This is a genomic window from Pseudomonas sp. yb_2 (assembly GCF_043103905.1).
GTDB classification, from domain to species: domain Bacteria; phylum Pseudomonadota; class Gammaproteobacteria; order Pseudomonadales; family Pseudomonadaceae; genus Aquipseudomonas; species Aquipseudomonas alloputida.
Map to the genome: position 1 here is coordinate 24,701 of NZ_JBICKH010000077.1, position 25,478 is coordinate 50,178.

Annotated in this window: 27 protein-coding genes and 1 tRNA gene; 16 read left to right on the plus strand and 12 right to left on the minus strand. The window is 60.8% G+C overall.

Translation table 11 applies throughout. From position 1 onward, the window contains the following. Nucleotides 1-17 precede the first annotated feature (17 nt). The 4 genes from pheT (at nucleotide 18) to ACF8FB_RS21290 (ending at nucleotide 3,234) form a co-directional block, all read left to right on the plus strand. Nucleotides 18-2,399, plus strand: coding sequence for a phenylalanine--tRNA ligase subunit beta (gene pheT / locus ACF8FB_RS21275; RefSeq protein WP_010953410.1), 2,382 nt, complete (start codon nucleotides 18-20; stop codon nucleotides 2,397-2,399). A 4-nt stretch (nucleotides 2,400-2,403) separates the two neighbouring features. Beyond that, entirely contained in the window at nucleotides 2,404-2,706 is a 303-nt protein-coding gene (gene ihfA, locus ACF8FB_RS21280; RefSeq protein ID WP_003250679.1) for an integration host factor subunit alpha, read from the plus strand. Then, nucleotides 2,687-3,043: a MerR family transcriptional regulator gene (locus ACF8FB_RS21285; RefSeq protein WP_003250681.1), complete on the plus strand. Its 357-nt coding sequence runs from the start codon at nucleotides 2,687-2,689 to the stop codon at nucleotides 3,041-3,043. Before ihfA ends, ACF8FB_RS21285 begins: the two co-directional genes overlap by 20 nt. Before the next feature lie 114 nt (nucleotides 3,044-3,157). Further along, nucleotides 3,158-3,234, plus strand: a tRNA-Pro gene (locus ACF8FB_RS21290). A 288-nt stretch (nucleotides 3,235-3,522) separates the two neighbouring features. Here ACF8FB_RS21290 and ACF8FB_RS21295 read toward each other — a convergent pair. Next, the gene (locus ACF8FB_RS21295; protein ID WP_010953436.1) at nucleotides 3,523-4,449 is read right to left on the minus strand and encodes a LysR family transcriptional regulator; all 927 of its coding nucleotides are present in this window, start codon (nucleotides 4,447-4,449) and stop codon (nucleotides 3,523-3,525) included. A gap of 113 nt (nucleotides 4,450-4,562) precedes the next feature. Here ACF8FB_RS21295 and ACF8FB_RS21300 point away from each other — a divergent pair, with 113 nt between their 5' ends. The 4 genes from ACF8FB_RS21300 (at nucleotide 4,563) to ACF8FB_RS21315 (ending at nucleotide 6,443) form a co-directional block, all read left to right on the plus strand. Then, nucleotides 4,563-5,294 carry an SDR family NAD(P)-dependent oxidoreductase gene (locus ACF8FB_RS21300; RefSeq protein WP_010953437.1) on the plus strand — a complete coding sequence of 244 codons (732 nt, stop codon included), beginning with the start codon at nucleotides 4,563-4,565 and terminating at the stop codon, nucleotides 5,292-5,294. Between the two features lie 69 nt (nucleotides 5,295-5,363). Further along, on the plus strand, nucleotides 5,364-5,573 hold the full coding sequence (locus tag ACF8FB_RS21305; RefSeq protein ID WP_010953438.1) for a 4-oxalocrotonate tautomerase family protein: 210 nt from the start codon (nucleotides 5,364-5,366) through the stop codon (nucleotides 5,571-5,573). Continuing rightward, nucleotides 5,570-5,782: a hypothetical protein gene (locus ACF8FB_RS21310; protein WP_061405625.1), complete on the plus strand. Its 213-nt coding sequence runs from the start codon at nucleotides 5,570-5,572 to the stop codon at nucleotides 5,780-5,782. Before ACF8FB_RS21305 ends, ACF8FB_RS21310 begins: the two co-directional genes overlap by 4 nt. A gap of 142 nt (nucleotides 5,783-5,924) precedes the next feature. Beyond that, nucleotides 5,925-6,443, plus strand: coding sequence for a DUF1993 family protein (locus tag ACF8FB_RS21315; RefSeq protein WP_049587643.1), 519 nt, complete (start codon nucleotides 5,925-5,927; stop codon nucleotides 6,441-6,443). Nucleotides 6,444-6,647: 204 nt separating this feature from the next. On the opposite strand, the gene ACF8FB_RS21320 is transcribed toward ACF8FB_RS21315, so the two are convergent. Next, a complete protein-coding gene (locus ACF8FB_RS21320) occupies nucleotides 6,648-7,685 on the minus strand; it encodes a sensor domain-containing diguanylate cyclase (protein ID WP_010953439.1) in 1,038 nt (345 codons plus the stop codon). 371 nt (nucleotides 7,686-8,056) lie between these two features. Between ACF8FB_RS21320 and ACF8FB_RS21325 the strand changes: the two genes are divergently transcribed. The 3 genes from ACF8FB_RS21325 (at nucleotide 8,057) to ACF8FB_RS21335 (ending at nucleotide 10,508) form a co-directional block, all read left to right on the plus strand. Beyond that, nucleotides 8,057-8,542: a DUF2165 domain-containing protein gene (locus tag ACF8FB_RS21325; RefSeq protein WP_392511896.1), complete on the plus strand. Its 486-nt coding sequence runs from the start codon at nucleotides 8,057-8,059 to the stop codon at nucleotides 8,540-8,542. A 45-nt stretch (nucleotides 8,543-8,587) separates the two neighbouring features. Further along, entirely contained in the window at nucleotides 8,588-9,304 is a 717-nt protein-coding gene (locus tag ACF8FB_RS21330; protein WP_392511898.1) for an SDR family NAD(P)-dependent oxidoreductase, read from the plus strand. A 397-nt stretch (nucleotides 9,305-9,701) separates the two neighbouring features. Then, nucleotides 9,702-10,508, plus strand: a complete 807-nt coding sequence (locus ACF8FB_RS21335) for an HNH endonuclease (RefSeq protein ID WP_392511900.1) — start codon at nucleotides 9,702-9,704, stop codon at nucleotides 10,506-10,508. A 176-nt stretch (nucleotides 10,509-10,684) separates the two neighbouring features. Here the strand turns inward: ACF8FB_RS21335 and ACF8FB_RS21340 are convergent, their stop codons facing one another. From ACF8FB_RS21340 to ACF8FB_RS21350, 3 genes are all read right to left on the minus strand, one after another. Next, the gene (locus ACF8FB_RS21340; RefSeq protein ID WP_003250694.1) at nucleotides 10,685-10,948 is read right to left on the minus strand and encodes a DUF3077 domain-containing protein; all 264 of its coding nucleotides are present in this window, start codon (nucleotides 10,946-10,948) and stop codon (nucleotides 10,685-10,687) included. Between the two features lie 151 nt (nucleotides 10,949-11,099). Then, nucleotides 11,100-11,342, minus strand: coding sequence for a hypothetical protein (locus tag ACF8FB_RS21345; RefSeq protein ID WP_041167026.1), 243 nt, complete (start codon nucleotides 11,340-11,342; stop codon nucleotides 11,100-11,102). Nucleotides 11,343-11,817: 475 nt separating this feature from the next. Further along, entirely contained in the window at nucleotides 11,818-11,997 is a 180-nt protein-coding gene (locus tag ACF8FB_RS21350) for a hypothetical protein (protein ID WP_020189938.1), read from the minus strand. 202 nt (nucleotides 11,998-12,199) lie between these two features. Between ACF8FB_RS21350 and ACF8FB_RS21355 the strand changes: the two genes are divergently transcribed. Genes ACF8FB_RS21355 through ACF8FB_RS21365 form a run of 3 tightly spaced genes read left to right on the plus strand, consistent with a single transcriptional unit; the run spans nucleotide 12,200 to nucleotide 13,658 of the window. Continuing rightward, a complete protein-coding gene (locus tag ACF8FB_RS21355) occupies nucleotides 12,200-12,619 on the plus strand; it encodes a thiol-disulfide oxidoreductase DCC family protein (protein ID WP_392511902.1) in 420 nt (139 codons plus the stop codon). Next, entirely contained in the window at nucleotides 12,604-13,164 is a 561-nt protein-coding gene (gene folE / locus ACF8FB_RS21360; RefSeq protein WP_392511904.1) for a GTP cyclohydrolase I FolE, read from the plus strand. Before ACF8FB_RS21355 ends, folE begins: the two co-directional genes overlap by 16 nt. Before the next feature lie 35 nt (nucleotides 13,165-13,199). Next, a complete protein-coding gene (locus tag ACF8FB_RS21365; protein WP_049587655.1) occupies nucleotides 13,200-13,658 on the plus strand; it encodes a DUF3429 domain-containing protein in 459 nt (152 codons plus the stop codon). 23 nt (nucleotides 13,659-13,681) lie between these two features. Here the strand turns inward: ACF8FB_RS21365 and ACF8FB_RS21370 are convergent, their stop codons facing one another. From ACF8FB_RS21370 to galB, 3 genes are read right to left on the minus strand one after another with little or no spacing between them, the layout of a single operon-like run. Beyond that, a complete protein-coding gene (locus ACF8FB_RS21370; protein WP_010953447.1) occupies nucleotides 13,682-14,767 on the minus strand; it encodes a 4-oxalomesaconate tautomerase in 1,086 nt (361 codons plus the stop codon). A 2-nt stretch (nucleotides 14,768-14,769) separates the two neighbouring features. After that, complete coding sequence (locus tag ACF8FB_RS21375) at nucleotides 14,770-15,486, minus strand: 4-carboxy-4-hydroxy-2-oxoadipate aldolase/oxaloacetate decarboxylase (protein WP_161773953.1); 717 nt, start codon at nucleotides 15,484-15,486, stop codon at nucleotides 14,770-14,772. Further along, entirely contained in the window at nucleotides 15,483-16,259 is a 777-nt protein-coding gene (galB, locus tag ACF8FB_RS21380) for a 4-oxalmesaconate hydratase (protein ID WP_392509931.1), read from the minus strand. The genes ACF8FB_RS21375 and galB overlap by 4 nt, the downstream gene beginning before the upstream one ends. A 117-nt stretch (nucleotides 16,260-16,376) precedes the next feature. Between galB and ACF8FB_RS21385 the strand changes: the two genes are divergently transcribed. Continuing rightward, entirely contained in the window at nucleotides 16,377-17,570 is a 1,194-nt protein-coding gene (locus ACF8FB_RS21385) for a LysR family transcriptional regulator (protein ID WP_010953450.1), read from the plus strand. Between the two features lie 15 nt (nucleotides 17,571-17,585). On the opposite strand, the gene ACF8FB_RS21390 is transcribed toward ACF8FB_RS21385, so the two are convergent. From ACF8FB_RS21390 to ACF8FB_RS21400, 3 genes are all read right to left on the minus strand, one after another. Beyond that, complete coding sequence (locus ACF8FB_RS21390) at nucleotides 17,586-18,833, minus strand: OprD family porin (protein WP_020189932.1); 1,248 nt, start codon at nucleotides 18,831-18,833, stop codon at nucleotides 17,586-17,588. Between the two features lie 131 nt (nucleotides 18,834-18,964). After that, nucleotides 18,965-20,227: a gallate dioxygenase gene (locus ACF8FB_RS21395; protein ID WP_004575382.1), complete on the minus strand. Its 1,263-nt coding sequence runs from the start codon at nucleotides 20,225-20,227 to the stop codon at nucleotides 18,965-18,967. 21 nt (nucleotides 20,228-20,248) lie between these two features. Beyond that, on the minus strand, nucleotides 20,249-21,598 hold the full coding sequence (locus tag ACF8FB_RS21400; protein WP_070384012.1) for an aromatic acid/H+ symport family MFS transporter: 1,350 nt from the start codon (nucleotides 21,596-21,598) through the stop codon (nucleotides 20,249-20,251). 391 nt (nucleotides 21,599-21,989) lie between these two features. On the opposite strand from ACF8FB_RS21400, the gene glsB reads away from it, so the two are divergent. Further along, complete coding sequence (gene glsB, locus ACF8FB_RS21405; RefSeq protein ID WP_014591518.1) at nucleotides 21,990-22,898, plus strand: glutaminase B; 909 nt, start codon at nucleotides 21,990-21,992, stop codon at nucleotides 22,896-22,898. Nucleotides 22,899-22,937: 39 nt separating this feature from the next. On the opposite strand, the gene ACF8FB_RS21410 is transcribed toward glsB, so the two are convergent. Continuing rightward, the gene (locus tag ACF8FB_RS21410) at nucleotides 22,938-25,349 is read right to left on the minus strand and encodes a TonB-dependent siderophore receptor (protein ID WP_392511908.1); all 2,412 of its coding nucleotides are present in this window, start codon (nucleotides 25,347-25,349) and stop codon (nucleotides 22,938-22,940) included. Nucleotides 25,350-25,478: the final 129 nt, after the last annotated feature.

Sequence of the window (25,478 nt, forward strand, 5' to 3'; positions counted from 1 at the left end):
ACTTTCAGGAGAACAGCATGAAATTCAGTGAACAGTGGCTGCGCGGTTGGGTCAACCCGCAAGTCTCCCGTGACGAACTGGTCGCCCGCCTGTCCATGGCCGGCCTCGAAGTTGACAGTGTTACCCCCGCTGCCGGCCAGTTCAGCGGCATCGTCGTGGGCGAAATTCTCGCCACCGAACAACACCCGGACGCCGACAAGCTGCGCGTGTGCCAGGTAAGCAGCGGCCAGGAAACCTTCCAGGTTGTGTGCGGCGCCCCTAACGCCCGCCCAGGCATCAAGATCCCGTTCGCCATGATCGGTGCCGAACTGCCAGGCGACTTCAAGATCAAGAAGGCCAAGCTGCGCGGTGTCGAGTCCTTCGGCATGCTGTGCTCGGCTGCCGAGCTGCAGATCAGCGAAGAAAACGACGGCCTGCTGGAGCTGGCTGCCGACGCTCCGGTTGGCGAAGACATTCGCACGTACCTGAGCCTGGATGATGCCAGCATCGAAATCGGCCTGACCCCGAACCGCGGCGACTGCCTGTCCATCGCCGGCCTGGCCCGCGACGTCAGCGCCCTGTACGACACCCCGGTCACCCGCCCGGTGGTGCCAGCCGTAGCGGCCGCCCATGACGAAGTGCGCCCGGTCGAAGTCAGCGCCCCGGCTGCCTGCCCGCGCTACCTGGGCCGCGTTATCCGTAACGTCGACCTGAGCAAGCCAACCCCACTGTGGATGGTCGAGCGCCTGCGCCGCAGCGACGTTCGCAGCATCGACGCCGCCGTCGACATCACCAACTACGTGATGCTCGAACTCGGCCAGCCGATGCACGCCTTCGACCTGGCAGAAATCAACGGCGGCATCCGCGTGCGCATGGCCGAAGAGGGCGAAAAGCTCGTCCTGCTCGACGGCCAGGAAGTGGCCCTGCGCGCCGACACCCTGGTCATCGCCGACCACACCCGCGCCTTGGCCATCGCCGGCGTCATGGGTGGCGAGCACAGCGGTGTGAACACCGAAAAAACCCGCGACCTGTTCCTGGAAAGCGCCTTCTTCGAGCCGATTTCCGTCGCTGGTAAAGCCCGTTCCTACGGCCTGCACACCGATGCATCGCACCGCTACGAGCGCGGCGTCGACTCGCAACTGGCCCGCGAAGCCATGGAGCGCGCCACCCAGTTGCTGCTGGACATCGTTGGCGGCGAAGCCGGCCCTGTGGTCGAAGCGGTCAGCGAACAGCACCTGCCACAAGTAGCCCCGGTCACCCTGCGCGCCGAACGCATCACCCAGATGCTTGGCATGGAAATGGACCCAGCCCAGGTCGAGCAGTTGCTCAACGCCCTCGAGCTGACCACGACCAAGAGCGGGGAAGGGCAGTGGACCGTCAGCGTACCAAGCCACCGCTTCGACATCAGCCTGGAAGTGGACCTGATCGAAGAGCTGGCCCGCCTGTACGGCTACAACAACCTGCCGGTTCGTTACCCGCAAGCCCGCCTGGCCCCACAGGGCAAGCCAGAAACCCGCGGTGACCTGCCGACCCTGCGCCGCCTGCTGGTTGCCCGCGGCTACCAGGAAGCCATCACCTACAGCTTCATCGACCCGAAACTGTTCGAACTGTTCAGCCCGGGCGTAGAGCCGCTGCTGCTGGCCAACCCCATCTCCAGCGACATGGCCGCCATGCGCGCCTCGCTGTGGCCGGGCCTGGTCAAGGCTCTGCAGCACAACCTGAACCGCCAGCAAGACCGCGTGCGCCTGTTCGAAAGCGGCCTGCGTTTTGTCGGCCAACTGGGTGATCTGCAGCAGCAGCCAATGATTGCCGGCGTCATCACCGGCAGCCGCCTGCCAGAAGGCTGGGCCAACGGCCGCGACGGCGTCGACTTCTTCGACGTGAAAGCCGACGTGGAAGCCCTGCTGGGTTACTCCGGCGCCCTGAGCGACTTCACCTTCAGCGCCGGCAAACACCCAGCCCTGCACCCAGGCCAGACCGCTGTCATCGAGCGTGACGGCAAGCTGGTCGGCTACCTCGGCGCCATCCACCCGGAGCTGGCCAAAGCCCTGGGCCTGGACCGCCCGGTGTTCCTGTTCGAGCTGGTGCTGGGCGACGTGGTCGAAGGCCGCCTGCCGAAATTCAGCGAACTGTCCAAGTTCCCGGAAACCCGTCGTGACCTGGCTTTGATCGCAGGACGTGATGTAGCTTCTAGCGCGGTGCTTGAATTAATTCGTGACAATGCAGGCGAATGGCTCACAGACCTCAGGCTGTTTGATGTGTACCAAGGTAAAGGCATTGATCCTGATAGAAAAAGCCTTGCCGTCGGCTTGACCTGGCAGCATCCATCGCGCACTCTTAACGACGATGAGGTGAACACTACCCTGCAAAACATCCTCACCTCGCTCGAACAAAGGTTGAACACCACGTTAAGGAAATAACGGCATGGGTGCTCTGACGAAAGCTGAGATGGCCGAAAGGCTGTACGAGGAGCTGGGGCTTAACAAGCGTGAGGCCAAGGAGCTGGTCGAGCTGTTTTTCGAAGAAATTCGGCACGCACTTGAAGAGAACGAGCAGGTCAAGCTGTCCGGTTTCGGCAACTTCGACCTTCGCGACAAACGCCAGCGGCCGGGCCGTAACCCCAAGACAGGGGAAGAGATCCCGATCACCGCACGGCGCGTCGTCACCTTTCGTCCAGGGCAGAAGTTGAAGGCCCGGGTTGAGGCCTATGCTGGAACCAAGCCATAACGACGAACTGCCCCCCATACCGGGCAAACGCTACTTCACCATTGGTGAAGTGAGCGAGTTGTGTGCCGTAAAGCCACACGTGCTGCGGTATTGGGAGCAGGAGTTCGACCAGCTGAACCCTGTGAAGCGGCGGGGGAACCGGCGGTATTACCAGCGCCAGGATGTGCTGATGATCCGCCAGATTCGTGCGCTGCTGTATGACCAGGGGTTCACCATTGGCGGGGCGCGGTTGAGGCTCTCCAGTGATGAGGCTAAAGATGAATCCAGCCAGTACAAGCAGCTGATTCGGCAGATGATTGTTGAGTTGGAGGATGTGTTGGTGGTTTTGAAGAAGTAAGCTGGGTTTCTGATGAGTGGAAAATTTTTTGAGAAAAAGCTTTCATTTATCAGAGGGTTAGGGTACATTCTTCAACGTTCTCGGCAAGATTGAGAACATGCTTCAAAGCCCAGTCGGGGCGTAGCGCAGCCCGGTAGCGCACTTGCATGGGGTGCAAGGGGTCGAGTGTTCGAATCACTCCGTCCCGACCATATATTTCAATGACTTAGGCCATTTCCGAAAGGAGTGGCCTTTTTCATGTGCGTGACTTTTGCGTCACTTCTCAGGGTTTTACCCCTGCCGGCACTGTGCTTGCAACAGCTCGACCCGTACCTGGGTGACCTAGCCCTTGCGCGTAGCAGCGTGAGTCCATCCATGCCACCGGCTCGGCCCGGTGCTGGGCCGACATGTGCTAAACCGCACATCGGCCCAAGGCCAACTACAGGCTGGCCCATCGGCGCCGCATCCACCATGGCACTGACACAGAGTGATACGCCCCCTCAGCTGCCAGCGGCCCAGTGGCGCCGCTTGTCCATGATGAAGTCGACGAAGGCCCGCAGGCGCAACGGCATGTGTCGGCCTTGGGGATACAGCAGGGTGAACGGCCGCGAGCGGCCAGCGAAGGGCCGCAGCACCTCGACCAGCGAGCCCTCGGCCAGCTCGCGCTCGACGATGAAGCGGTAGGTCTGGAACAGTCCCGCGCCGTGCTTGGCCAAGGTCACGCCACCGAGCACGTCGTCCGAGCAGACGTAGCCGCCCTCGGTGAGGACTTCCCGCTCGCGGCCCTCCTCGTCGAACAGCCAGGCGATGCGCCGACCGCTGCTGGGCAGTTCGAACTGGATGCAGTCATGCTGCGCCAGTTCTTCAAGGCTCTGCGGCGCGCCTGCGTGTTCCAAGTAATCTGGAGTGGCCACCACCACCAGCCGGGCGTCTTCCAGCGGCCGGGCGATCAGGGTCGAATCCGGCTGTGCACGCACGCGGATGGCCAGGTCGTAGCCCTCGCCGACAAAGTCGATGTTGCGGTTGCCCAGGTGGATGTCGACCTGCACCTTCGGGTAGCGCCGTCGAAACTCGGGCAGCAGCGGCAGGATGCGGTGGTGCCCGTAGGTCGTGGGCAGGCTGATGCGCAGTGTGCCCGAAGGCTCCTGCTGCTGCCCGGTCACCACCCGTTCGGCCTCCACCAGCTGGGTCAGCGCCTGACGACACTGTTCGTAGTAGCCTCGCCCGCCCTCGGTCAGACGGATGCTGCGGGTGGTACGGACGAACAGTCTGGAGCCCAAGCGCTCTTCCAGGCGGCTGATCGAGCGACTGACCGCTGCCGGCGTCACGCCCGCCGCGAGAGCGGCCGCGGTGAAGCTGCCCAGCTCCGCCGCCAGGCAGAACAGCTCGATGCTGCCGAGTAGGACGTCGTCGAAATGCCGCTGCATTGATTACACCATGTATCAACTGAAGTTCTCGCTGCCATATTTATCCTTATCTAAAGCAAAAATATAGTCCTCCCAACGGCGCTCTTCTGCGTCACCTGATTGGGAGAAACGACATGAGCAACAGCAAAACGGTAGTGATCACCGGCGCCTCCAGCGGCATCGGCTTCGGCCTGGCCAAGGCTTTCCTCGCCAGTGGCTTCAATGTGGTCGGCAATGCCCGCTCCGCCGGACGCCTCGCCGAGGCCAAGGCACAACTGGACAGCCCCGCCTTCATCGGCGTGGCCGGCGACATCGCCAAGCCTGAAACCGCCCGCCGCCTGATTCAGGCCAGCATCGACGCCTTCGGCCAGGTCGACGTGTTGGTCAACAACGCTGGCTTCTTCCTGCCCAAACCCTTCATCGAATACAGCCCGGAAGACATCCAAGGCATGCTGGAGACCAACCTCAAGGGCGTGGTCTACGCCTCCCAGGCCGCCGCCGCGCACATGATCGAGCGGCGCCAGGGTCACATCATCAACATCACTGCTGCCGTGGCGCTGCAACCCAACATCGCCGTGCCCGCCGCCCTGCCGGTGCTGATCAAGGGGGGCCTCAACCAGGTCACCCGCGCCCTGGCGCTGGAGCTGTCGTCGTACAACATCCAGGTTAACGCGGTGGCTCCCGGCATCATCGAGACGCCGATGCACGATCCGGCCAGCTTCGACTTCCTCAACGGTCTGCAACCGGCCGGACACATCGGCCGCGTCAGCGACATTGCCGACGCCGTGCTTTACCTGGCCAACGCCGGGTTCACCACGGGCGTGGTGTTGCCGGTCGACGGCGGTATGAGTGTCGGCAAATGGTAATAGGCTGAACGTAACGGGGAGGCATCCCGCCTCCTTGCCCTCATTTCCCCACCCCATAGGAGTAATACCATGCCCTTCGTCAGCGTCCGCATCACTCGCGACGGCGTCACCCGTGATCAGAAAGCCCAGGTCATCAAGGAAATCACAGAGACCTTGCAGCGAGTGCTCGGAAAGAAACCTGAGCTCACCCATATCGTGATCGAGGAGGTCGACACCGATAACTGGGGCTACGCCGGCATGACCACCACCGAGTACCGCAGCAAAGAAACTCAGGGATGAGTTCCGAACTGCCCCGGCGGCGCGAATCAGCGCCTCCAGGGCGGCCTTGGCTCGACACGCTTGCGAAGGAGAATCCACTTGAAGACCGCCATGAGCAATACATCCAGGCCCGTGACGAAGGCGGTATGGGTGATGCTGGTGTGTTGAAGTCCGACGGATTGGAAAATGTTACCCAAGCACAAGGCCACTGGCGTCGGTCGCTGGTTTAGATCGCTATCTGAAAGAACTTGGTCCAGAAAATATGCTGTTGGCGGGGGGAGATGCAGTTGTCTGCTAGGATTCAGCACGCTGGCCAGAGTATTGAATGTTGATCGCTTGTCTCCATGTCGAATAACTACTTAGGGAAGAGATATGTCCATCCATGCAATCACCATCCCCTGTTTCGCCCAAATGTTACGGACCCTATCGGCACTGTTGTCCAAGGGAGAGTCCTGCGCGCTTGAAGGGGGCTACGATCCGATAATCTTGCTTGAGTCTCGGCTAGCGCCTGACATGCACAATCTTGCTCGGCAGGTTCAATACGCGTGCGTCCAAGCACAGGAGGCGGTTCAGCGGCTTACACATCAGCCGCTTGAGACGCTCTCGCCGCCAGAGGACATTGCATCAGCGAAGGCTCTGATTGAGCGAACGTTACGACTACTGGATACTGCTGATGCCGCAGCGATAGATGCAGCAGCAGACCTCAAGCTCGCAATCGAGCTACCCAATAACATCACGTTCGATATGACTGGCAGTGAGTACGCAGTCAATTGGGTTACGCCACAGTTCTACTTTCATCTAGTCACGGCCTATAACATTCTGCGTCACAACGGCGTTCCGCTCGGAAAGGCCGATTACGTGCAGCACATGTTCGCCTATCTGCGACAGTGAATCCTGCACGAGGTGGGCGCTAAGCAACTGTGCCGCGCTCGCCACTCGGGGCGGTCGCAGTTTGTTTGTCCAGCGATGTGGACGCCATTCCCGCCCCTGGTTGCAATAAGGGGCGGCGATCAGTTGAAAGCGAGCTGATCAGGCAAATTGGTAACTCAGCCGAATGTGATGCGTACCCTCCCGGATCCGGAGATCTTAACTTCCTCAGGATAACGCTGGCACATAGACAACTTGGTCACGTCCACCATGTTTGGCCGCATAGAGACCGCCGTCAGCGCGCTTTATTGCATCATCAATCTGCTCACCCTGGGTGAGCAGGGCGCACCCAATGCTCATGGTCATCTTCCGAGGGCCGCCGGGTAACAGAAACGGCGCGCTGCCGATTGACTGACGCAAGCGCTCCGCAATCTGCGCCAATTCTTGGCTATCTTTAACCCGTAGCAAGGCTACGAATTCCTCTCCTCCCTGGCGTACCAGCAGGTCATCTGGCCGCAGCGTAGCCCGCAGGCGGCGGGCGCACTCGCAGAGCACTTTATCGCCGGCATCGTGGCCATGCTCGTCATTGACCGATTTGAAACGGTCGAGGTCTGCGTAGACGGCACCTAGCTGTAAACCTCGCTCCTCAGCCAAACGAAGTTCTCGGTTCTGAAATGCTGCCAACGCCCCGCGGTTCCATAGTTGTGTCAAAGGATCAAGCAAAGCCCTGCGCTGCCCGCGATCCATTTCAACACGCAGAGCGTGATTGACCTGAGCTAGGCTCCGCAGTTGCAAATAACCCTCGGTGAGCGTGGCTAAGTCCCGAAAATTAGCCTGTTGCGCGTCGCTGAGCTTCCGCGGCCGAGGATCGAACATGCACAGGGTGCCAATGGCTTTGCCATTTGAGGCACGTAACGGGTGGCCCGCATAGAACCGGATATAGGGTGGGTTCAGCACGAGGGGATTGTCCTCGAAGCGTGAATCGCACCTGGCGTCGGAAACCATCAAGGTATCTTCACCGAGAATCGCGTAGCCGCAAAAGGACACATTGCGCTTCGTCTCGCTTACCTCGATACCGATTCGAGCCTTGAACCACTGCCGATCCTGATCGATTAGGCTGATCAGAACGGTCTCCACCTGGGCTAGTTCTTGGGTGAGTCGTACCAAGGTATCAAGATAATGCTCGGCCGGCGTATCGACCAAGTCCATATCATCAAGTGTGCGCTGACGAAGTGCTTCATCAGCGGGTAGGGGACAAGCTGGCATGTCTGTTACTCCACTCCTTGGTTCTTTTTTTCACAAATGCGGATAGAAAATTCTCAAGCATCTTGACCAATGCCGCACACGCTCGGCGCCTTCAGGCCAGGCCAGCCGGAATAGAGAGCATAGCAAACCGGTTGGCTCTATCCCGGATCCTCCAGTGGGTATACCTGCGGCGTTGATCGGCGCGGCTCGGTCGGTCGCCCAAGACCTCGACAAACTTCTCAGACCTACAGACGGCTTGAACAAACGGCTGAGGTTGTCGCCCCTGCCTGCCTTATTGGAAATCCGGTATTGACCTCGAGTTAAGTCAAGGTTTTAGAGTGGCGTCCAGACGCTCTCGCTGCTTTCGGAAACGAACTCACAAAGGACCCGGAATGGACACTCCGACTTCACTGCTGATTTTCCAGATCACCTGCTGCATTGGCTTGAGCCTGTGGCTGAGTATCAGCCTGATCAACAACTTGCATGCCTTTGCCAGCTCAGCCGGGGCGATCGGGGAGACCATGTCGATGGCGCCGCTGGCCCAACCTCCCGCAATCAGCCTCCCTCTGCTGGTGAGAGCGATGACCTCTCACGCCATCCATCGCTTGGCCTTGTCGATCATAGTGCTGACACAGGCAGCCGCCGCTCTCGCGGCTTGGATTGGCTGCTATGAACTGCTGCTTGGCGCCGGCCTGGAGGTGGCGCGGCCCTGGTTGAACCTGGCCTTGAGCGCAACGCTCGGGTTCCTGTTCGCGATGCTGCTGGGCGGGATATGGTTCGGCTACTGGATCCGCCAGGAAGGGTTGCAACTGACCCATCTGCTGTTGATGGTCTGGATCCTGCTGCACTTCGTCGTACTGAATGTCCGCTGGAGTTGAACGGCCCAGGGAAGCTTGGAGCATTTCAGTTAAAAGGAGCAACGGATGAAAATGATGATCGTAGGCGCCGGCAGAGGGTTGGGCCGGGCTTTGCTCGAAGGGCTCGGCAAGCCAGGGGACACGCTGATCGGCGTATCACGCAAACAGCCGTCAGACTTGGCCCTTGCCCCGGGCATCGACCTGCAGTGGGTCGATGCCGACCTTGCCAAGCCAACGGCGGCTGTAGCACAGATCGCGGATCGGGCACCTGCCGATTTGGATGTCCTGATCTACAACGTTGGCATCTGGGAAGAAAACGCCCTCAGCGAGCACTATGCATTCCTTGACGACAGCGACGAATCGATCACCAGGCTGGTCGAGGTGAACATCACGGCCACGCTGCTTCTGCTCAAGCGCCTGGTGCCCAAGTTGCTTGGTGCGCCCCGGCCGCAGTTGATCCTCACTGGTTCGACCTCAGCTCTTCGCCAGAGTGGGCGCCCGGAGGTAGCGTTCGGCGCCTCAAAGTTCGCCCTCAACGGCATGGCTGATGCGCTGCGCGAAGGTTTCAGGGATGACAACCTGGCCGTGACCGTGCTCCAACTGGGTTATCTCAATACCGACGACTCCCTGAACACGCCATTGGCGCAAGCCGCAGCACGTGGCGAGCGGCGCCAGGTACCGGTGCATGATGTGGTCACCATGGTCGACGCGCTGTTGCGCTTGTCTGGGGCTTCGTTCGTACGGGAGCTGATCTTGCCGGCTATCGGCGATGAGCGCTTCTGACGCCAAAGCTGCCATCAGCCCTCAAGTTTACTGGCTGTGCTGCCGTCGGTACCCGCCCGGTGTCATGCCTCTTCAGGCTCGAAGCGCGCAAGAAAGAAATGGAGTTCATAACCCAGCCAGAAACGCAATTTCCCCTGAGGACAGGTTTGAGCGAAACGGCCTGAAGCCGTGCCGTTTCGTCTTTTTCGAATCGATTTCGTCACTGAAACTACATGTATTGGACGCTTGTACCACTGTCTTGAAAACCGTTGAGCTACGCAAAACCACCCCTGCAGAGAATTCGCTTGAGCGGTTAGGGCGACTGTGATTACACCGGAATGTTGTCCTTTTTCTACTGCAATGTAGGAATATTCCTCTTTTTTGATAGGCTTCTGCCGTCAGTCGAGAGGAAAATGGAATGCCCGTCGTCATCGTTGAAAACGATACATCACAGTGGGAAGACCAGACAGGCGCTGTCTATCACTTCCCCAAGCGTTACCAAACCTTGCTCGCTCAGGGAACCGAGGTTGTTTACTACAAAGGGCGTATCAAAGATAAAGCCTTTGCCTCGATCCGTCTGAGTGCCGATCCGCACTATTTTGGCAAGGCGCGTATAGGCAAGGTCTACGCAGATAGCAGTAGTAATAAGGGTGATCTTTTTGCTTTGATTGAAAATTTCATTCCATTTGAAAGCGCTGTTCCCGCCAAAATCGACGGCGCGTATATGGAGACTATCCCCGGTAGTCGCGCGAGTAACTACTGGCGTGACGGGGTTCGGCTCATTTCTCAGTCTGATTACGACGCTATCTTAAGCCACGCGAAGCTTTTAGATCCGCAGTTGGATACTGCTCTACCGCAGTCAGAAGACGATCCGATTACATTTGAGTCGTCTAATGAAGGCAGCAAGACAAGCTACTTTGGAACCCGATACGAACGCCGGAAAGATCTTAGGATGAAGGCCATCGCTATTCACGGGCTTGACTGCAAAGCATGCGGTTTTGATTTCGAGCAGGCTTACGGCGAACATGCAAAGGGCTTCATTCACGTTCATCACGTAGTACCTATTTCGAAATTTGGTGGAGAACAGGCTGTGAATCCTGAGACAGACCTCGTGACGTTATGTGCCAACTGTCATGCAGTAGTCCACCGCAAGCGCGACATGACCCTCAGTGTCGATGAGCTGAAAGGCATGTTACGCGGACGATGGGTCATCGAACCTCAGTAGGCATAGATATCTAAGCGTACCCGGGATATAGCCTAGCTACAGCGTTCAATCCAATAATATGAGTATCTTCTGACACGCCAATAGCTCTCGCTGAGGCAAGGGGTCAGGTCGCTGAGTCGCCTTCAAAACCTGGAGTCGCATAAGGTCTTGAAGGCACCCAGTCAATGATGAGTCATTCAGCGCATCATGCCCAGTTCAGCATCATCCATCAGCGCCTTGGCCAACGCGCACAGGTAGTGCGAAGCCCAGATCAACTGAGGTTTGTCTTCCATCAATCCATCCAGGGTCATGTCCCGTGCATAGCCCATCAGCTCCGAAGCCTGTTCACGGGCACTCTGGCAAGGGATGCCGGCTTCGATGCGGAAGAGGGGATGGGTCTGGTTTTCACCTTGGTAGAAGGTGGTTTTGCCGACGGTGAATTTGGTTTCTTCTGTGGACATTGTTCAGTTTCCCCAAGATTGCTTCAGCCTGTACGGGCCTATTCGCGGGCGAACCCGCTCCTACGGGAGCACGGCAGTCTTCAAGGCTGAGGGAGTGCCGGGGAGGGGGTATCCGCGAAGAGGCCGGCCCAGGCAGTACATCAGCGACACGTCAATGCATAGTCCGAGGCTCACTGGGCATCTGCACTTGGGCTATTGCGGACTCGAGCAAAGCTCTCAAGGTCTCCAGTTCATGCATCGAGGTCATCATCAAAATCGACGCGGGGGACTTGGGCTGCAACAGCATTGCCTGATGCACGACGGTCGCCGCGCATAACGCGTAGTCCGTAGCCTGAATCAGGGTGTCTTCCAAGGAAAGAACGTTGTGGGGTGGATCAGGTACTATTTTTAGCATAAACCCTCTCAGTGCCTTACAGGGCTGCCGCAGTACCGCTGTCAAACGGAAGGGTGGCAGCTGTTTGTGGGTTGACAGACCGGGGGCACTGAGAATCCCGGCGCACACGAAGGTGCCCCACGCACAGCTGCCATAACTGGCATTGCACATGCTCTCAGTGAACCACGGTCTGTCAAAACCGTGCCGCCAATGGGTGGCGACAGGCCGAGACTAGGGCTGACTATTTCCATGTGCAACGAAAATCAGGCGCGAGGAGTATCTTTGGGAAATGGCCTACAAGGAAGGGGTAATTTCTGATTTTTCGACCCGCTCCCGTTCCTCAAAACGTCGACAGGAAACATGCGGGCAAAAGAAAGCCCGCCGAGGCGGGCTAAGTACTATCACGTAGGGATAGCTTCATCCTGCCCAAGCCACTGTGAAAATTGGGTGAAAGAAAGGTCCCCATAACGTGATCATCCAGAGGGCCCCGCGCCCTTTAAAGCTCGGCTTTCTGCCGCTGGTGGCGCTGAAAGCGGGTAACCGCGATCTGGACGGCAGCTGCCACGAGGCACAGTAGGCCGACTTTCCAGCTGCCCTCCAGGCCGTAATGCTCGGCGATCTTCCCTGTGATGATGACGCTAACGAAGATGGCGAAAGGCAGGATCAGTTTGTTCATCGGGTGTTCCAGCAGGCTGCAAAGGGCTCGGGTGAATACGCAGTTCACCCAGCGGAAAGGCCGCGATCTTAGCAAATCCGGGTGCGGCGCTCGATCTCACCGGCAACACAAATCCATCGGCGCCCCCCCCAGCCCCCCCATTGCGAATTTCCTGGTTTCAGCTAACTTATACAAAAACCTGTACAAGCATGAGAGGTTGTACATGTATTGCAAGTGGCCCTTCACGCTGTACTTTGACGGCGCCTGCCCATTGTGCGCTCGGGAGATCGCCTTCCTGCGCAGGCAATCGACCGGGGGAAAGCTCATCCTGGTTGACATCAGTGCTGATGATTTCGATGCAGGGGCGTTGGGCTTCACGGTTGAACAACTGAGGTCATGCCTGCATGGAAGGTTCGCGAGCGGGCACTGGGTTACAGGCTTGGACGCCACCTTGTGGAGTTGGCGTGCTGCCGATGTGGGCCTGTGGGTCGCGCCACTGGCTTGGCGTCCGCTACGTCCCCTGTTTTCGGTTCTTTACAGGCTGTTCTGTCGATTGAGGCCACACTTGGCCTGGCTACCACATCCCGCTGGCGCTGGCGGGCACCGTTGTAACGGTGAGGAGTCCAAATGTCACATTCGTTAGCCGAGCACTACCATGAAATCCTGGTCGGTATTGGTGAAAACCCGCAGCGCGAAGGGCTTCTGGACACACCCCAGCGTGCGGCAAAAGTGATGCAGTACTTGTGCAACGGGTATGCCCAGGATCTTCACGAGGTCGTAAACGGTGCTCTGTTCGAGAGTGAAAACGATGAAATGATTGTGGTGCGTGACATTGAGCTCTACTCATTGTGCGAACACCACATGCTGCCGTTTATTGGCAAGGCGCATGTCGCGTACCTGCCAACAGGGCGTGTGTTAGGCCTTTCCAAGGTTGCACGCGTGGTGGATATGTTCGCCCGTCGTTTACAGATACAGGAAAACCTCACGCGGCAAATTGCGTATGCCGTGCAGGAAGTCACGGATGCCGCAGGGGTGGGGGTCGTGATCGAAGCCAAGCATATGTGCATGATGATGCGCGGTGTAGAGAAGCAGAACTCGGTGATGATTTCATCCGTGATGTTAGGTGCATTTCGCGACGCCCCCTCGACGCGACACGAATTCCTGAACCTCATTGGACGACACAATTGACATCCGATCTTGAACCGTTGCGAAGGGGCGCCCAGATGAGTTCCGTTGCTACTGCTTTATCTCCAAGCCGCTTCACTGTCCTGGGTTACGGCGGCCTGCTGCCGTTTATTGGTTTGACGCTGCTCATCCTTTTTTGGGCTGAATATCGAGCGTTTTTCTCGATGATGCTGGTCGGCTATGGCGCGGTGATATTGAGCTTCGTCGGTGCCCTTCACTGGGGGTTCGCCATGACGTTGCAGGATTTGCCCGCAAAGCAGCGTCAAGAGCGACTGGTGTGGAGCGTTATACCGGCCCTGATCGGTTGGGTTGGCACGTTGCTGCCTGTGCCGGTGGGGTGTCTGGTGTTGACCTCTGGTTTTGTCGGCCATCTTTGGCAGGATCGCAAGCTGGCGCAAGCCGTGCCTGGGTGGTATCTGCCGATGCGCGTGCATTTAACGGCTGTCGCGAGCCTCTGTTTGCTGGTCAGTGCACTTGCGGTGTCCATTCATTTTTGAAACCCCAAGCAACCATTGATGAGTCACTTCTCCGGCCCACCCCAAGTATCTCGCCCGATGCACACAACCCCGTCAAACAGCAAACGGGCCGTCCTCACCAACCCGCACCCCTTGATCACGCCATGTTCCAGGCTGATTTCCACCGTAAATTCCCCACTCGGATGCTCCACCGCCAAACGCTGACGATCACCGCCGGACGTGCTGGCAAGGCCCTGTGCAACCGACCCTTCAATCAAGCAGGCCGTAGCAACACTCACCGCACCAAACACCCCGATGGACGCATGGCAGCGGTGCGGGATGAACGAGCGCGTATTGACCGTGCCGCCGTTGCGCGGTGCCGACAGCAGGCACATCTTCGGCACATTGCGCTGGCTGACATCACCCAGGTTCATGCGTGGGCCCAGTTGCAGGCGGATGGCTTCCAGGCGTGTTTTCAGTGCGCTGTCGGCCTCCAGCGTTTCGCACGGCTCGTAACCGGTCACGCCAAGGTCCTCGGCACACAGCAGTACCACCGGCATGCCGTTGTCGATGCAGGTGACTTCCACACCCTCGACACAGTCGCGGCTGTTGCCGGTGGGCAACAGTGCTCCGCAGCTGGCGCCGGCCACGTCGGCAAACGTGACCACCAGCGCCGCCGCACGGCCCGGCACCCCATCAATACGGGTATCGCCGGCATACTCCACCTGGCCATCGGCGGTCGGCACCTGGGCGACGGCGATCTGCCCGGTGTTTTCCATGAAGATGCGCACCGGTGTGCTCGCGCCGCTGGCGGCCACCAGGCCGCGCTCAAGGGCGAACGGCCCTACGCCGGCCAGAATGTTGCCGCAGTTTTGCCCATAGTCCACCCGCGCCTCGTCCACCACCACCTGAGCGAACAGGTAGTCCACGTCGGCGTCATCGCGCTGCGAAGCGCGGATGATGGCGACTTTGCTGGTGAGCGAGTCGGCGCCGCCGATGCCGTCAATCTGCCGGGCATCGGGCGAGCCCATCACCGCCAGCAGCACCCGGTCACGTAGCGGGCCAGGGGCGGGCAGGTCGTCATGCAGAAAATAGGCGCCCTTGGAGGTGCCGCCGCGCATCAGCAGGCAGGGTATGCGGGTCTGGCCCATGTTCAGCCTTCCAGGTCGGTGAGGTGGTCGACATAACGCAGGCCCTTCGCCGCCAGGCGCGGGCGCATCTCGTAGATGTCCAGGCCAAGCTCGCCGGCGGCCAGGCGCAGGCGTTTGCGTTCTTCCAGGTCGGCGCGCTGGGTGGCGGCTTCGAGTACTGCCTGGGCTTCGCCATGGCGCACCACCACTACGCCGTCGTCATCGGCCACCACGATGTCACCGGCATGGACGAGCTGCCCGGCACACAGCAGCGGCAGGTTCACCGAACCCAGCACTTCCTTCACTGTGCCTTGGGCATTGATGGCGCGGGACCACACGGCAAAGCCCATGTCGCGCAGTGTCTGGCTGTCGCGCACGCCCGCATCGATCACCAGGCCGCGCACGCCGCGGGCCTGGAGCGAGGTCGCCAGCAGGTCGCCGAAATAGCCATCGCTGCACGGCGAACTGGGCGCCACCACCAGTACGTCGCCTGGGCGGCACTGCTCCACAGCAACATGGAACATCCAGTTGTCGCCAGGGGCCACCAGCACGGTTACCGCGCTGCCGGCCACCGCCACACCTTGCTGGATAGGGCGCACGGCAGTATTGAGCAGCCCCTTGCGACCTTGGGCCTCATGCACCGTGGCGACACCCAGCCGGCCCAGGGCATCGATGATGTGTGGCTCAACGCGTGGGATGTTACGCACGACGATGCCGGTCTTGCCGATCAGCCCGCTCATGCCAGGTTCTCCGTCACGCGTGGGAACACGCTCTGCAGGCCTTCGGCGTAGACGATGTTGCGTGCACTGGTGATGCCCACGTTACGCTTGGCTTGCACGCCGCGCTGCAGGGCCACGCGGGTGTAGTACTCCCAGAGGTGTTCCTGGCCGGCCATGCACTGGATGGCGGCATACTTTTTGTCCCACACCGGGGTAATGTCCAGGAACGTGTCCGGGCGCCATTCGCACTGCTCGGGCTGGTGCGGCTCAAAGGCGTACACCGGCGGTGCGCCAACGATCTTCTCGCCCGGCTTGTAGCCTTCAGCCTGCGCGATGATTCGGGCTTCCTGGGCCAGGTGCATGGCCAGCGGGTGGTCGTAGTTGTAAGGGTCTTTGAGGGAGTGGCTGAGTACGAACTCCGGTTGTACCCGGCGATACACATCGGCCAGGCGGAACAGGGTGTCCTTGTTGGCGCGCATCGGATAGTCGCCGATGTCGAAGAACTCCACGCTGGCACCGAGGATTTCGGCCGCGGCCATGGCCTCTTCACGGCGTGCGTCCTTGACCTTGGCTTCGGTCATTTCACCCTTGCGCCACAGCTTGGCAGACTCACCACGCTCACCGAAAGACAGGCAGACCACGTGCATGGCATAGCCTTGCTTAGCGTGCAGCGCAATGGCGCCACCGGCACGCCAGACAAAGTCGGCGGAATGTGCGCTGACCACCAGGGCGGATTTTTGTGGGGTATTCATGGTTCGTTGGCTCCTGCAGTGGGGGTGGGCGCAGGATGTCATTGGCCTGTGCAGGGCACTAATGCGTTCATTTGCAGCGGCTATGCGTTTTATTTATTGCCGGGCAAGCGGGGTAGAGGCATAGTCGCCGCAGTCACGAGCCGAGCGCCGGGAGCCCTTATGATCGATGTCGAACTGCCCAACCTGATGCAAGTCCGCGCGTTCATCCGGGTAGCCGAGCTGGGCAGCGTTTCGCGGGCGACGGAGGTGTTGTTCCGTGCTCAGTCCGTGGTCACCCGCGCCATCGCCGAATTGGAGGCGCGCTTTGCCGTGCCCCTGTTCGAGCGCCATGCCAATGGCATGCGCCTGACCGACTATGGCGAGTGCCTGCTGCCGCGTGCACAGCGCGTGCTGGCGGAACTGGACGGCGTGCCGAGTTTGCTGGGCACCGCGCAGGGCGAGCCACTCTACCTGTTTCAGGCGCGGCGCCTGCAGGTGTTCGTGAAGCTCTGTGAAACACGGCACATGCAAACCGTGGCGCGGCACTTCGGCCTTAGCCAGCCGGCGGTCAGTGCTGCTTTGAAAGTGCTCGAAGGCGGGTGCGGACAGCCCTTGTTCGTGCGCACGTCGCGTGGCCTGCAGCCCACTGTGGCCAGCCGGGACATTCTGTTCCCCATCCGCCGGGCGCTGAACGAGTTGCGCCTGCTGGACAGTGACCTGAGCGCGATGCAAGGCACCCTGCGCGGGGTGGTGCATGTCGGCGCGTTGCCGTTGGGCCGCTCGCGCATTCTGCCGGATGCCATTTTACGCTTCACGGCCCAGCACCCACAGGTTCGTGTGGTGACCAACGAAAGCCCGTTCGACCTGCTGGCAACCGAGCTGCGGGTAGGGGATGTGGATTTCGTCTTGGGCGCGTTGCGGCCTCACGACTATGCCAGCGACCTGGTGGGCGAGCCGCTCATCAACGAGGAAATGGTGGTGCTGGCCCGTCGGGGGCACCCGCTGTTGCACACTCACCTGACGCTCAAGGGCGTGCACCAGGCGCGCTGGGTGTTGCCGCGGGCCGGCTCGCCGGCCCGTCAGCTGCTCGACAACTGCTTCGCCGCCGCGGGCCTGACAGCGCCGTGGCCGGTGGTGGAAAGCGCTGATCTGGCGGTTATCCGTGGCCTACTGGTGCGTTCGGACATGCTGGCGGCGGTGTCTGCGCACCAGTTGGCTTACGAGATTGCCAGCGGCGAACTGCAACGCCTGCCGCTGGCACTGCCCGGCACTGCCCGCGCCATCGGCCTCATGCAGCGCAGTGGCTGCCTGCAGTCACCGGCGGCAGTCGCGCTGATGGCCTGTATCCGCCAGGTCATCACCGAGCAGGCGTGAGCCCAGGAGGGTGCCTTAAAGCAGGCTCAGCGGGTAGCTGACGATCAGCCTGTTCTCATCGAAACTGTTGGTGCTGCCCCAGTCCCGGCGCTGGCTGGAGTTGCGCCACTTGAGGTTCAGGGCCTTGAACGGCCCGGACTGGACCACATAGGCCAGCTCGCTTTCGCGGCCCCACTCGGTGCCGTCCTGGGTGCTGGCGTTGTGCACGTTGTAGCCGTGGATGTAGCGGTTCATCAGGGTCAGGCCGGGTATGCCAAGCACCACGAAGTTGAAGTCGTGGCGCACCTGCCAGGAGCGTTCGCGGGCGCTTTCGTAGCTGGAGCCGAAGGCGTCGTTGGCCAGCGTGCCGCCGCTGGCGCCGTTGACCCGGAACCATTCATCATCGCCCATGACCTTCTGCAAGCCGACGTAGAACGTGTTGCCACCCAGCTTCGCCGAGAACAGGCCCGAAGCGGTGCGGTTGTTCAGTTCGCCTGCCTTGGCGCCACCGTCGTCCTTGCCCCAGAAGTAGCCCAGGTTGGCGCCCAGTACCCAGTTGCCCAGCGGCTGTTGATGCTGCACCTGGAAGTAGCGCTGCTGGTAGATGTCTTCCAGCTGGGCATACCAGGCGCCGACCAGGGTGCGCTCCTGGTTGAAGCGGTATTCGCCGCCGGCGAAGTTGAAACGGTCCGAGGTGAAGGCTGTGCGCGTGAACAGGCTCATGTCCTGCATGCTGGCGTCGTTGCGCGGGCTGTTCTGGCGGAACTGGCCGCCATACAGGCTCAGGCCGGCCAGCTCGTTGGAGGTGACCTGCGCGCCCTGCAAGGTTTGTGGCAGCGAGCGGCCGTCATCGGCGCGCAGGATGGGCAGGGTGGGTGACCACTCGCCGACCTTGAGTTCGGTCCTGGAAACCCGCATCTTGCCCGCCAGCGCCGTGCGGCCAAAGTCGTCCGCCGGGCGCCCGTCGTCGTGAACAGGCAGCAATTGCGTGCCGGCGGTGCCCTTGCCGCCATCGAGTTTGATGCTGTAAAGGCCCAGCACGTCAACGCCGAAACCGACCACGCCGGGGGTGTAGCCGGACTTGAAGTCGAGGATGAAACTTTGCGTCCATTCCTCGGCTTTGCCTTGGCTTGCCGTGCCCGTGTAGTCGCGGTTCATGTAGAAGTTACGCAACGTCAGGCTTGCCTTGGCATCGTCGACGAAGCCTTCGGCCAGGGCTTGCAGTGGCAGGCTGGCTGCCAGTGCGAATGTGGGGACGAGCGGGTACAGGGTGCGGCATTTCATTATTTTTATTCTCCAGGGATGGGCAAAGCGCTGCCCGCCAGCGGCGCATCGGCGCTGGGCAGGTTGAATCAGGGGGCGGTGGGGGTGGCGGCGCGGGACGCGCCGTCACACGATCAAGCGGGTTGCATCGGTCAGTTGGGCGCTTTGCCAGCCACCGAGTAGCGAACCTGCTGGTTACGGGTCTTCATGAAGTCCTCGATGCTCTGCCCGCGCATGGCGGCGTAAATGTCCAGGTTGGACACACCCAGTACGGCGCCTAGCTTCTCCAGTACAAAGAAGATCACCCCATAGTGGATCAGCCCACGCCAGTCGCGGCGGCGCAGCAGGTCGCTTTCCTCTTCGCTCAGGCCCGCCTCGCGGTACAGCGCTTCGGGTTCGCTCAGGAAACGCTGGCGCCACTGCGGCTCAATCATGCGATGCAAGAACTTGTTCAGGCGGTAGCCCTTGGCACTGCGCTCCAGGGTGTAGGGGTAGGTGCCTTCAAGCTGCTCAGCCCCTGCCAGCTGATGCTGCATGTGCTGGCGGTGACGTTCGTTGACCGGCGCCGGCAGTGCCTGGTCACGGTTTTCCAGCAGCAGGGTGGCGATGCCGGTCATCGACGGCAGGTAGTAGCTTTGGTGCTTGCGCTCAACGTTGGCAGACAACGCGCCACGCATGATCAGCCAGGTAATCACCTCGGCACCTTCCATGCCGCCGAGCGTGGCGTACTCGGCCAGTGTCATCTCGGTAAGGCGCTGCGGGTCGTTCACCAGCAGGTCAAGGAACTGCGCGTCCCACTCTGGGTTGTTGAAGCCGCAACGCTCGCCGTGCACCTGGTGTGACACCCCGCCGGTGGCGACGATCGCCACCTTGAGGTCTTCGGGGTAGCTCTCGATGGCGCGGCGCAATGCCTGGCCCAGTTTGTAGCAGCGCCGCGCCGTGGGTATCGGCAGCTGCAGTACGCCGACCTGCAGCGGCACGATCTGTACGGGCCAGCTTTCATCGCAGGGCAGCAGCGCCGACATGGGCGAGAAGAAGCCGTGGTCCAGCGGCTTGTCGCGGAAAAAGCTCATGTCGAACTCATCGGCCATCAGGCTCTGGCCGATGTGTCGCGACAGCGCTGCGTGGCCGCCCACTGGCGGCAGGTCCCGCGGGTTGCCCCCTTCATCGGCCACGCCATATTGCTCGTCTACGCCCAGGGTGAAGGCGCTGTAATGGTCAAAGAAGAACGAGGTGATGTGGTCGTTGAAGATATAGAAGAGTACGTCCGGCTGGCGCTGCTGCAGCCACGTGCGGATCGGCTCGAAGCTTTCGAAGATCGGCGCCCAGGCGGCTTCTTCCTGTTTGTCGTGGTCGACTGCGAAGCCGATGGTTGGGGTGTGGGAGACGGCCAGGCCACCAATGATACGAGCCATGCGAAAGTCCTCTGTTACAGGTTACGGCGCGGTTACTGCGGGGGTCGCGCGCAGCCGGGCGTGGCCGTTGGCCAGGATCGCCAGGGCAGCGGCGAATGCCGGCAGGCCGAGGAGGGTGAACAGCAGCGGCAGGCCCAGCCCCAGGCTGAGCACGGCACCACCGATGAGGGAGCCGAAAATGGCCCCGAAGCGCCCGATACCGAGCATCCAGCTTACGCCTGTGGCGCGGAACTCGGTCGGGTAATAGCCAGGGGCGAAGGCGTTCAGGCCGGTCTGCGCACCGCTCATGCAGAACCCGGCAGCCGCCACGCCCACCACCAGCAGGCTCGACTCCAGGCTCAGGGCGCCCAGTGAGACGATGCACAGGCCGCCGAGGGCGTAGGCGATGGCGATGACCCGGTTAGGGTTGCGTCGGTCCATGATCCAGCCGACCACGATTGCGCCCACTGCGCCGCCGATCTGGAACAGCCCCGTGATGGTGGCGGCGCGCTCGATGGACAGCCCGCCATCACGCAGCAGGGTCGGCAACCAGCCCATGGTCAGGTAGATCACCAGCAGGCCCATGAAGTAGGTCAGCCACAGGGCCAGTGTGCCAAACCGGTAGCGCTCGCTGAACAGCTGCCGGGCCGGTGCCTTGTGCTGCGTGGTTGGCTCACTGACGGTAAAGCGGGTGCCGGCAGCGAAGCGGCCGCCAAGCTTGGCCAAGGCTGCCGCAATCTGGCTGGCCGGTGCCTGGCGTGCGGCGAGGAAGCGAGCGGACTCTGGCAGCAGCCACCACAGCAGTGGCAGCAAGGCCAGTGGCAGCAGGCCGCCGGCCAGCAGTACCGACTTCCAGCCGTGATGAGGTATCAGCCAGGCGGACAGGAAGCCGCCCAGGCCCGAGCCCATGTTGAAGCCGGTGAACATGATGGTGATCATCAGCGAGCGGTTGCGTGTGGGCAGGTATTCGGCAAGCAGGGTGGTGCAGTTGGGCATGGCCGCACCCAGGGCAATGCCGGTCAGCAGCCGTAACACAGCCAGCTCATAGGGGTTGCGGGCGAAGGCGCAGGCCAGGCTCAGCAGGCTGAAACCGCTGACCGCGATCAGCAGCACTTTCTTGCGGCCCAACCGGTCGGCGTACGGGCCGGCGGTCAGCGCGCCGATGGCAAGGCCGACCATGCCGGCACTCATCACCGGGCCAAAGGCGGCGCGCGACAGGCCCCAGTCCTGCATCAGCGAAGGCGCGATGAAACCCATGACGGCGACATCGAAGCCATCGAACAGCACGATCAGGAAGCACAGCACCAGGATCAGCCACTGGTAGGCAGCAATGGGGCGGTTATCGATCCAGTCTTTGACATCGATGGGGGCATCGACAGGAGGCTTAAGCATGCGTGGTCACCTTTGTTCTTGTATTGGTGTGAATTGCGCCGGGTTCCGGTAAGGCTTCGAACGCGTAATGGCCCAGCAGCAACCACCCCGCCGGACGACGGCGTGAGGCGGACTGTAATCCCATGGTCCAGGGCAGCGCCTGCGGGATTTCTTTAATGAGATATCCAATTTTTTTATCGCAGACTTCGCGGCGCTAATGTCGCGTCAAGCTGTGCCGCTCGGCAGCAAGCTGTTGGCCTGTAAAAGACCTCATGCGCTGCTGGCGTTGTCAGGCTTCCTGGTGATGATGACGCTTATGGTGATTTGTTTCTGAATGTGTGATCTCTCCCGCTCAGTCTTCGTCAAGAAGACTGCCCCTCGCCGTCGTCTGGGGATTGATACAGGGCCTTCCATGCAAACGCTGTTGAACGAGATTCTCGAAGAAGTACGTCCCTTGATCGGCAAGGGCAAAGTCGCTGACTACATTCCCGCGCTGGCGGACGTGCCGGCGAACCAACTGGGTATCGCTGTCTATGGCAACGATGGCAGTTACCACTGCGCAGGTGATGCGCAGGTGCCATTCTCGGTGCAGAGCATTTCCAAGGTGTTCAGCCTGGTTCAGGCCATTGGCCATTCGGGTGAAGCCATTTGGGAGCGGCTGGGGCATGAGCCTTCGGGGCAGCCGTTCAACTCGTTGGTACAGCTGGAGTTCGAGCGCGGGCGGCCGCGTAACCCGTTCATCAATGCGGGGGCATTGGTGATCTGCGATATCAATCAGTCGCGCTTCGCTGCCCCCACGTTGTCGATGCGCGATTTTGTCCGACGGCTTTCAGGCAACCCCCACATCTCGATCAATACCCGGGTCGCTGATTCGGAATATCAGTTTCGCGCGCGCAACGCTGCCATGGCGTACCTGATGCAGTCATTTGGCAACTTCCATAACGAGGTCGAGACGGTGCTGCGCAGTTACTTCAGTTACTGCGCACTGCAAATGAACTGCCTGGACCTGGCGCGGGCATTCTGCTTCCTGGCCAATGACGGGTTCTGCAAGCACAGCGGTGAGCAGATCCTGACGCGGCGCCAGACCCAACAAGTGAACTCGATCATGGCCACCAGCGGGCTGTATGACGAGGCGGGGAATTTCGCCTTCAGGGTGGGTTTGCCTGGCAAGAGTGGTGTGGGTGGCGGGATCGTGGCGATCGTACCGGGGCAATTTACCGTATGCGTGTGGTCGCCAGAGCTGAATGCGGCGGGCAACTCCCTGGCCGGGATGGCGGCGCTTGAGCTGCTCAGTTCGCGGATCGGATGGTCGGTGTTCTGATCTGCGAACTCAGGGGCCATCAGGCGTCGCCTTGGCGGGTCAGAACGCGAATACCAACGTGGCCGTGGCGCTGCGTGGGCTGCCATACCAGCCGCGCGCGCCAATCGCCGTGTAGTAGGTTTTGTCCAACACGTTGTTGAGGTTCAGTGAAACGCTGGTCTGCGGCGTGAAGGCATACTGAGCCATCAGGTCGACCACGCTGTAGGGGTCCTGGGTGAACGTTTCGTTGTTGGGCCCGGCGCTCTTGTAATACTCGGTACCCTGCCAGCGCACACCACCCCCTACCTTCAACTGTGGCAGGGTCGAAAGGCGGTAGCTGGTGAACAGTTTCAAGGTGTCTCGCGGTATTTCAGTGTTCAGGCGGTCGCCATCCGAATCCTTGCTCACCGCATAGGTGTAGCTGGCCGAGACCTGCCAATCAGGCAAAATCTCGCCCGCCATTTCCATCTCGAAACCACGTGTCTTGGTACCTGACTCGGCACGGTAGGCCTGGTTGCCGTCTGGCGCCAGGTTGCTTCCGTCGGCTACCGCCAGGTTGTCCTGGTGCACCTCGAATATGCTGAAAGCGGTGGTCAGGCGCTGGTCCCAGAACTCACTCTTCAGACCGAGCTCGTAGTTCACGCCTTCCAGCGGGTCCAGGTAGGTACCGTTGATATCCTTGTTGCTCTGCGGCTTGAAAATGGTGGTGTAACTGGCATAGGCCGACCAGTGCTCGTTGAGGTCATACACCAGGCCAAGGTAGGGCGTGACGACCCCGGTTTCGCTACGCGAGGTGCGGCTTGTAGCGCCAGACGACAGGGTGGTAGAGGTTTCGTCGCGTTTCCAGTCAATCAGCCGCGCCCCGGTAATCAGCGACAGGTCATCGGCCAGGCTCCAGCGTACCGAAGCCACCAGGCCGTCCTGGGTTTCATCCAGCGCGTCTTCCGAGGACTTGGCATGGATGGCGTCCGGTATCACCAGCGAACCGTCCCAGGTGTAAATGTTGTCGATGGTCTGGATCGTCCACAGTGGGTAACCGTCGTTGCGGTAGTAGGCGCGGTAGTGACTGGCCCCGAGGTAGGCCTGGTGCTCGCGGGACAACAGCGCGAACGGGCCCGACGCCGACAGGTCGAACGAGGTCTGCCGGGGCTCGCCGGCCCAACGCCCCGTCCAGGTGCTGATGCCACTGCCATCGGGCTTGACGGTGCCGCTGGCCGCGGTGGCAAAGGCGTCGTCATAGCTGCGACGGCTGTGTTCGGCATTCAGTTTCAACTGCCAGCCGTTGTCCAGTTGATGCTCCAGCGCAGTGAATACCGTCTTGGTGCGACGCTTGTGATAGCTCCAGTCCGAAGCCGAATTGAACGCGCGGGAGGGGCTGAAGTGACTGCCATCCGAATTGAACATCGGGAAGCCGTGGTTGCCTGCCCCGTCGTTGTCCATCTCCTGATATTCCGCACCTGCTGTCAGCATCGTGCTGTCGGTGATGTCCCACTCCAGCACCCCATAGGCCACCTGCCGCTCCAGCGACTGGCGGTCGACGTAGCTCTGGCTGTCGGTATTGGAGGCGACAAAGCGCCCGCGGACATTGCCGCTTTGCGTCAACTTGCCAGAAACGTCCAGCTCGGTGCGGTAGTTGTCCCACGAGCCCGCTTTCAAGGTCAGCTTGCGTTGTGTTTCCAGGGTCGGCTTCTTGCGGATCAGGTTGACGGTGGCGCCCGGGTCGCCAGTGCCAGACATCAGGCCCGTGGCACCGCGCACTACCTCTACCCGGTCATACGACACCATGTCGGAGAGGTCGTCCCTGAAACCAAAGGTATCGGGGCGGTTGATGCCGTCCACCTGGATGCTGCCGACCTCGAAGCCGCGCACGTAGATATGGTTGGCGTCGCTTCCGGCGGGCCCCATGCTGTCAACGACCACGCCTGGTGTCTGTTCAAGCACTTGGGCAACATCGTTCAGGTTCTGGTCTTCAATCTGCTGGCGGGTGACCACGCTGACCGATTGGGGTGTCTCGCGTGCAGACAACCGCAGCCCGGTTGCGGTATTGACCGAGCCGGTGGTGTAGCTGCCGGTGCCCTCGGTGGTGGCACCCAGGGCCATGCTGGAGACGGTGGTTGCCGCAAGCTCCATGGTGCCATCCTGTTCAGCGCTAACCAGCGTGAAGTGCTTGTCGCCCGCTGCCTGCACCTGCAAGCCACTGCCTTGCAGCAGTTCTGCCAACGCCTGATGCAGCGCGTAATTGCCGTTCAGCCCTTTGCTGTGCAAGCCTGCGACTGCTTCATGGCTGAAACTGATGACTGCCCCGCTGGCGTCGGCAAACTGGTCGAGTGCGTGAGCCAATGACCCTGCCGGGATGCTGTAACCCACAGGTTCGGCCCAGGCATGTGCAGTGCCCAGCAGCGAGCCCGCGAAGCTGACCGCTAGCGCGGTTTGGCGAATACGGGTGGCGGGGGAGGAAAAGCGAGCGGACATCCATTGACTCCTTGCTGATCGAATACAAGTGCTCCCAGTAACAAACGTGTTGTTGACGGAAATACTTAGTAGCAAGGTGCTGATAGGGCTGAGGATCTACTTTGACAGTAATATCCTCATCGCAGCACC

What these genes read in the sequence shown, in the direction of transcription:
- galB (WP_392509931.1), bottom strand. Translation starts at nt 16,259, where the DNA reads ATGACATCCTGCGCCCACCCCCACTGCAGGAGCCAACGAACCATGAAT.
- ACF8FB_RS21330 (WP_392511898.1), top strand. Translation starts at nt 8,588, where the DNA reads ATGAAAATGATGATCGTAGGCGCCGGCAGAGGGTTGGGCCGGGCTTTG.
- ACF8FB_RS21390 (WP_020189932.1), bottom strand. Translation starts at nt 18,833, where the DNA reads ATGAAATGCCGCACCCTGTACCCGCTCGTCCCCACATTCGCACTGGCA.
- ACF8FB_RS21300 (WP_010953437.1), top strand. Translation starts at nt 4,563, where the DNA reads ATGAGCAACAGCAAAACGGTAGTGATCACCGGCGCCTCCAGCGGCATC.
- ACF8FB_RS21375 (WP_161773953.1), bottom strand. Translation starts at nt 15,486, where the DNA reads ATGAGCGGGCTGATCGGCAAGACCGGCATCGTCGTGCGTAACATCCCA.
- pheT (WP_010953410.1), top strand. Translation starts at nt 18, where the DNA reads ATGAAATTCAGTGAACAGTGGCTGCGCGGTTGGGTCAACCCGCAAGTC.
- ACF8FB_RS21340 (WP_003250694.1), bottom strand. Translation starts at nt 10,948, where the DNA reads ATGTCCACAGAAGAAACCAAATTCACCGTCGGCAAAACCACCTTCTAC.
- ACF8FB_RS21320 (WP_010953439.1), bottom strand. Translation starts at nt 7,685, where the DNA reads ATGCCAGCTTGTCCCCTACCCGCTGATGAAGCACTTCGTCAGCGCACA.
- folE (WP_392511904.1), top strand. Translation starts at nt 12,604, where the DNA reads ATGTCACATTCGTTAGCCGAGCACTACCATGAAATCCTGGTCGGTATT.
- ACF8FB_RS21350 (WP_020189938.1), bottom strand. Translation starts at nt 11,997, where the DNA reads ATGAACAAACTGATCCTGCCTTTCGCCATCTTCGTTAGCGTCATCATC.
- ACF8FB_RS21410 (WP_392511908.1), bottom strand. Translation starts at nt 25,349, where the DNA reads ATGTCCGCTCGCTTTTCCTCCCCCGCCACCCGTATTCGCCAAACCGCG.
- ACF8FB_RS21325 (WP_392511896.1), top strand. Translation starts at nt 8,057, where the DNA reads ATGGACACTCCGACTTCACTGCTGATTTTCCAGATCACCTGCTGCATT.
- ACF8FB_RS21355 (WP_392511902.1), top strand. Translation starts at nt 12,200, where the DNA reads ATGTATTGCAAGTGGCCCTTCACGCTGTACTTTGACGGCGCCTGCCCA.
- ihfA (WP_003250679.1), top strand. Translation starts at nt 2,404, where the DNA reads ATGGGTGCTCTGACGAAAGCTGAGATGGCCGAAAGGCTGTACGAGGAG.
- ACF8FB_RS21285 (WP_003250681.1), top strand. Translation starts at nt 2,687, where the DNA reads ATGCTGGAACCAAGCCATAACGACGAACTGCCCCCCATACCGGGCAAA.
- glsB (WP_014591518.1), top strand. Translation starts at nt 21,990, where the DNA reads ATGCAAACGCTGTTGAACGAGATTCTCGAAGAAGTACGTCCCTTGATC.
- ACF8FB_RS21345 (WP_041167026.1), bottom strand. Translation starts at nt 11,342, where the DNA reads ATGCTAAAAATAGTACCTGATCCACCCCACAACGTTCTTTCCTTGGAA.
- ACF8FB_RS21395 (WP_004575382.1), bottom strand. Translation starts at nt 20,227, where the DNA reads ATGGCTCGTATCATTGGTGGCCTGGCCGTCTCCCACACCCCAACCATC.
- ACF8FB_RS21365 (WP_049587655.1), top strand. Translation starts at nt 13,200, where the DNA reads ATGAGTTCCGTTGCTACTGCTTTATCTCCAAGCCGCTTCACTGTCCTG.
- ACF8FB_RS21385 (WP_010953450.1), top strand. Translation starts at nt 16,377, where the DNA reads ATGATCGATGTCGAACTGCCCAACCTGATGCAAGTCCGCGCGTTCATC.
- ACF8FB_RS21295 (WP_010953436.1), bottom strand. Translation starts at nt 4,449, where the DNA reads ATGCAGCGGCATTTCGACGACGTCCTACTCGGCAGCATCGAGCTGTTC.
- ACF8FB_RS21305 (WP_010953438.1), top strand. Translation starts at nt 5,364, where the DNA reads ATGCCCTTCGTCAGCGTCCGCATCACTCGCGACGGCGTCACCCGTGAT.
- ACF8FB_RS21310 (WP_061405625.1), top strand. Translation starts at nt 5,570, where the DNA reads ATGAGTTCCGAACTGCCCCGGCGGCGCGAATCAGCGCCTCCAGGGCGG.
- ACF8FB_RS21315 (WP_049587643.1), top strand. Translation starts at nt 5,925, where the DNA reads ATGTCCATCCATGCAATCACCATCCCCTGTTTCGCCCAAATGTTACGG.
- ACF8FB_RS21335 (WP_392511900.1), top strand. Translation starts at nt 9,702, where the DNA reads ATGCCCGTCGTCATCGTTGAAAACGATACATCACAGTGGGAAGACCAG.
- ACF8FB_RS21400 (WP_070384012.1), bottom strand. Translation starts at nt 21,598, where the DNA reads ATGCTTAAGCCTCCTGTCGATGCCCCCATCGATGTCAAAGACTGGATC.
- ACF8FB_RS21370 (WP_010953447.1), bottom strand. Translation starts at nt 14,767, where the DNA reads ATGGGCCAGACCCGCATACCCTGCCTGCTGATGCGCGGCGGCACCTCC.